Genomic DNA, 1023 nt, shown 5'->3' with positions numbered 1-1023 from the left:
GTGTCAACACCGATTTTAAAATGTAGGATTTCACCGGTTTAAAAATGTAGTTTTTCACCGATTTGTTTCTGTTGTCTGTTGTTCTTGATAGTCTTTCATTCGATATGATTTTCCAGTAATTTTGAATATTTCGGAATGGTGAACTAAGCGATCTAAGATCGCATTCGCAATTGTTGGATTAGAGAATGTTTGACCCCACTTGGATAGTGGAATATTAGTGGTAATGATTGTTGATTTCTTTTCATATCGACGAGCTATTAACTGAAAGAAAAGATCTGATCCCAAATCGTCAATAGGTAGATAGCCTATTTCATCAATAATCAAAAGCTTATAACGACTGTAGTTTTTTAATATTGCCTCAAGACGATTTTCTTGGTGGGCAAGTTTGAGCCGTTCAATTAGTTCATGACAATTGACAAAATAAGTACTGAGATGATTCCTACAGGCCTCCATTCCTAATCCAGTTGCTAAGTGCGTTTTGCCAACTCCTGAAGACCCGATGAATAAGATATTTTGTGCTAACGAAACAAAATTCATCGATTTTAAGTTCATGATACGGTTTTTATCAACCGAAGGTTGAAAGTTAAAGTCAAAATCATTCAAGCCTTTGTCGTAAGGAAAGTGTGCAATATGAATGGACATTTTAGCTGATCGTTCAGTTCGATATGTGATTTCTTTTGCAGTTAGCTGTTCTAGAGCTTCTGCTAATGATAAATCATTATTATTCAAGTAATTTGACAAATATTCTTTGATTGCAGTCAGCTTGAGCTTTTCTAAATTGTCTTCTAATTGTGTATAGATAGTCATCCGTCATTCCTCCACTATAATTGATCAAACATGCGTAAATTTATTTCTACCTGTTCTGCCAAATTATCGTCATCTAAGTCATGAAAAATAGTTGTCCCAAGGATTTCTTTCATATCATCGCGATGATAATTTAGTTTTTTATCACTCAGGTAATGTTGTCGAACCAATCGTGAGGCATGATAAATCATTAATTTTTGGTCTATAACCTTGACGTTA

Annotated in this window: 1 protein-coding gene and 1 pseudogene; both read right to left on the bottom strand. The window is 34.2% G+C overall.

Going from position 1 to position 1023, the window contains the following annotated elements:
* Positions 1 to 54 precede the first annotated feature (54 nt).
* A complete protein-coding gene (istB, locus tag QOS10_RS09390; RefSeq protein WP_283595194.1) occupies positions 55 to 807 on the bottom strand; it encodes an IS21-like element helper ATPase IstB in 753 nt (250 codons plus the stop codon).
* 14 nt (positions 808 to 821) lie between these two features.
* Positions 822 to 1023, bottom strand: a pseudogene (locus tag QOS10_RS09385) (IS21 family transposase); the annotation flags it as partial.

Source organism: Limosilactobacillus galli (genome assembly GCF_947381495.1).
In the GTDB taxonomy this organism is placed as follows: Bacteria; Bacillota; Bacilli; order Lactobacillales; family Lactobacillaceae; genus Limosilactobacillus; species Limosilactobacillus galli.
The sequence above is the reverse complement of the archived record's forward strand: the minus strand, read 5'-3'. Positions and strand labels throughout refer to the sequence as shown.